The 2738-nt window shown below is 58.0% G+C and carries 3 protein-coding genes and 2 pseudogenes; 3 read left to right on the top strand and 2 right to left on the bottom strand.

The window, feature by feature from the left end:
• Positions 1-184 (top strand): helix-turn-helix domain-containing protein (locus AC07FD_RS08920; RefSeq protein ID WP_478349549.1); only part of this gene is annotated, 184 nt, incomplete at its 5' end.
• Between the two features lie 154 nt (positions 185-338).
• On the opposite strand, the gene AC07FD_RS08915 is transcribed toward AC07FD_RS08920, so the two are convergent.
• On the bottom strand, positions 339-935 hold the full coding sequence (locus AC07FD_RS08915) for a cold-shock protein (protein ID WP_478349548.1): 597 nt from the start codon (positions 933-935) through the stop codon (positions 339-341).
• A gap of 226 nt (positions 936-1161) precedes the next feature.
• Here AC07FD_RS08915 and AC07FD_RS08910 point away from each other — a divergent pair, with 226 nt between their 5' ends.
• Both AC07FD_RS08910 and AC07FD_RS08905 read left to right on the top strand, forming a co-directional pair.
• A complete protein-coding gene (locus tag AC07FD_RS08910; protein ID WP_478349547.1) occupies positions 1162-2034 on the top strand; it encodes a ParB N-terminal domain-containing protein in 873 nt (290 codons plus the stop codon).
• Positions 1986-2134: pseudogene (locus tag AC07FD_RS08905) on the top strand (IS5-like element ISNeu3 family transposase); the annotation flags it as partial. The gene AC07FD_RS08910 and the pseudogene AC07FD_RS08905, both read left to right, overlap by 49 nt.
• 164 nt (positions 2135-2298) lie before the next feature.
• On the opposite strand, the pseudogene AC07FD_RS08900 reads toward AC07FD_RS08905, so the two are convergent.
• Positions 2299-2738, bottom strand: a pseudogene (locus tag AC07FD_RS08900) (hypothetical protein); the annotation flags it as partial.

Genomic DNA, 2738 nt, shown 5'->3' with positions numbered 1-2738 from the left:
CGAGCGCGGTAACATTCTGGTAACATTGGAGGAGGCGCGCGAGCCGATGTCACCGAGTGACCTGTCACATGTTACCGGCATGAAAAACGGTAACATTCGCAAGCTGCTTCACGCGATGGCAAAGGCCGGAGAAGTCGAGAAATCCGGGCGTGGCCAGTACATTCTACCCAAGAACGCTGTCTAGAAAGCCGCTTTCGCCCAACCCCGGTAACATCGGTAACAAGGTAACATTCGAACTGTTTCACTAGCCAGGATGCTCAATGTTACCTTGTTACCGATGTTACCGGGTTCAGCAGCAAGGACGGAATAGCAGCGTAGATTAGCTCGACCACGGAATCTCAAACGGGATGGACGGATCGAGCCTCCAATCCCTTCTGCCCATGTGCGTAATGCACAATAACCTTCTGACCTTCATTCAGGCTGGTCAGCCCGGAGCGGGTCAAAGTCGAGGCGTGAATGAATACGTCCTTCCCGCCGGCATCAAGACCTATGAAACCGAAGCCTTTGTCTGGGTTGTACCACCTCACTGCGCCGGTACCTTGCAGGCTCCCAGCTCCGGCGTCAGCGTTCAGGCCCGGCTGAGTTGTGGGGCGTGCGGTGAGCGGGCGCTCAGATCCGGAGACTACGGCTAGCACTTGGGCGACTTGCGGTCCTTTTGGGCCAGACTCTGTTGTCACCGAAAGCCGCATCCCCTCGGAAACAGTTTCATGCCCAGCAGCTCTTAACGCCGTCATATGCAGGAAGGCTTCGGCGCCATCAGAAAGCTTTACGAATCCAAAGCCTTTCTGCGCATTGAACCATAGCACTTCGGCTTCCGCCGAATGCGTGGTCTGTGCGGAGCGACCTTGGAAGTAATTCGGTTCCGGACCCCGATCATCTGTTTGACCGTTCTCGTATTGCTGGCGCCGCGGTGCGCGATCTCGATTTTTACTCATGCTCGTACCGGATTAGGAGAAGGGCGCAGGGTTATCACCGCGATAGCTCGCAATCAACGGAATGGATCGTCAGGGACGTTAATTCGGTTACTTGGCTGTCGTGGTAAACGAGCGCATTCGTTCGTAATTGTGCGAATAACTGCAGCGATTACAGCCACATACGCCCGTGCTAGTATACCGCCAGGCCGCAGGCCTTCCGACCGCCGACTGTGCGACAGGCAAGCTCATGCAGACGAAAATCACTGAAATCGAACATCCGCAGCTCCAGGTGAATTATCGCTTGGTATCGACCCTGATCCCATTCGTCAAAAACGCTCGCACCCATTCCGAAGCCCAGGTTGCTCAGATCGCGGCGTCAATCCGCGAGTTCGGCTGGACGAACCCGATCCTGGTCGACGGCGACAACGGCATCATAGCCGGTCACGGGCGCCTGCTGGCGGCGCGTAAGCTCGGAATGAGCGAAGTCCCGGTCATCGCGCTTGCTGGCTTCACCGAGGCGCAGAAACGGGCCTTGGTGATTGCCGACAACAAGCTGGCGCTCAATGCAGGCTGGGACACTGAACTGCTCGGTCTCGAACTGGCCGATCTGGGCGAGCTGGGCTTCGATCTGTCGCTGACCGGCTTCGACGAGCTGGAGATTGCCGCGCTGACCAGCCTTGGCAATCCCGGCCTGACCGATCCGGACGACATTCCCGAGGTTCCGGAGCAGGCGACCACCCTCCCCGACGACGTCTGGATTCTCGGCAGGCATCGGCTGATCTGCGGCGACAGCACCAATGCCGATGACGTCAACCGTGTGTTGAACGGCGTGAAGCCGCATCTCCTCGTTTCGGACCCGCCTTATGGCGTCAGCTACGACCCCACCTGGCGCGAGCGTTTCGGTGACGGCGCCAACCTCGCCAAGGGAACGGTGTTGAATGACGACCGTGCCGACTGGCGCGAGGCGTGGGCGCTGTTTCCTGGCGACGTCGCCTATGTCTGGCATGGCGCTCTCCACGCCACCACTGTCGCCACAAGCCTCGAAGCCAGCGGCTTTGCCGTTCGCTCCCAGAGCGTATCTTTGACGATCTCAGCAAGGACCGGGACAACCAATATCTGATGCTCGATAGCACCTTGGTCCGCGCACACCAGCAGGCAGCGACCGGAAAGGGGGGGACCAAAATCAGGCTCTGGGGCGTTCCCGAGGTGGATTGACCACCAATTCACTGGAGGCCGGCGGTGAATTGGGCTTCTCTCGACTACTTGTCAAAACCTGGCAGCCCTGCCCTTCCATTATCTGCCCAAGGGGAGCGGCCGACCCAATCATACCAAATTGTAAGGTGGGCCCACGGAACCGAACCAGGAGTTCGCAGCTTCTTAGCATTCAACGAAGCATGCATAAGGCGCGCCTAATGTTCAGCGACAAAGAAACACGATTTTTAGAGGCAGGGCTGTTCGTCGCTGTGCCGGTTTCAATCCTGGTCGCGGTGTTGATGGTCAGCCTTACGTTTGGCTGGCTTTCATGAGCGTCTTCCTGGTCGGTGGGGGCCTGCCCCGTCTCCTTCTTCGCTGCATCCCTGACCTTTGCCGTCGAGCCACCCTTCGGCTGACGCTGGTGCTTCAAGACGGTTTTGAGTTGCCCCTTCACCTTGGCGTGCAATTTGGCCTTGTCGACGCCCGCAGGGTAAATGCCTTTCTCGATACTCGTCGCCATGCGCTCCAACAGATCGGTATCGTGTTCGTCGCGGTAGGGCTTGATAAGCCGTTCATCGTCCATCGGGAGTCGATTGAGGATAGTTTCGATGTCAAATGAGTTTTCAGTCC

Source organism: Mesorhizobium waitakense (assembly GCF_056431085.1).
The sequence above is the reverse complement of the archived record's forward strand: the minus strand, read 5'-3'. Positions and strand labels throughout refer to the sequence as shown.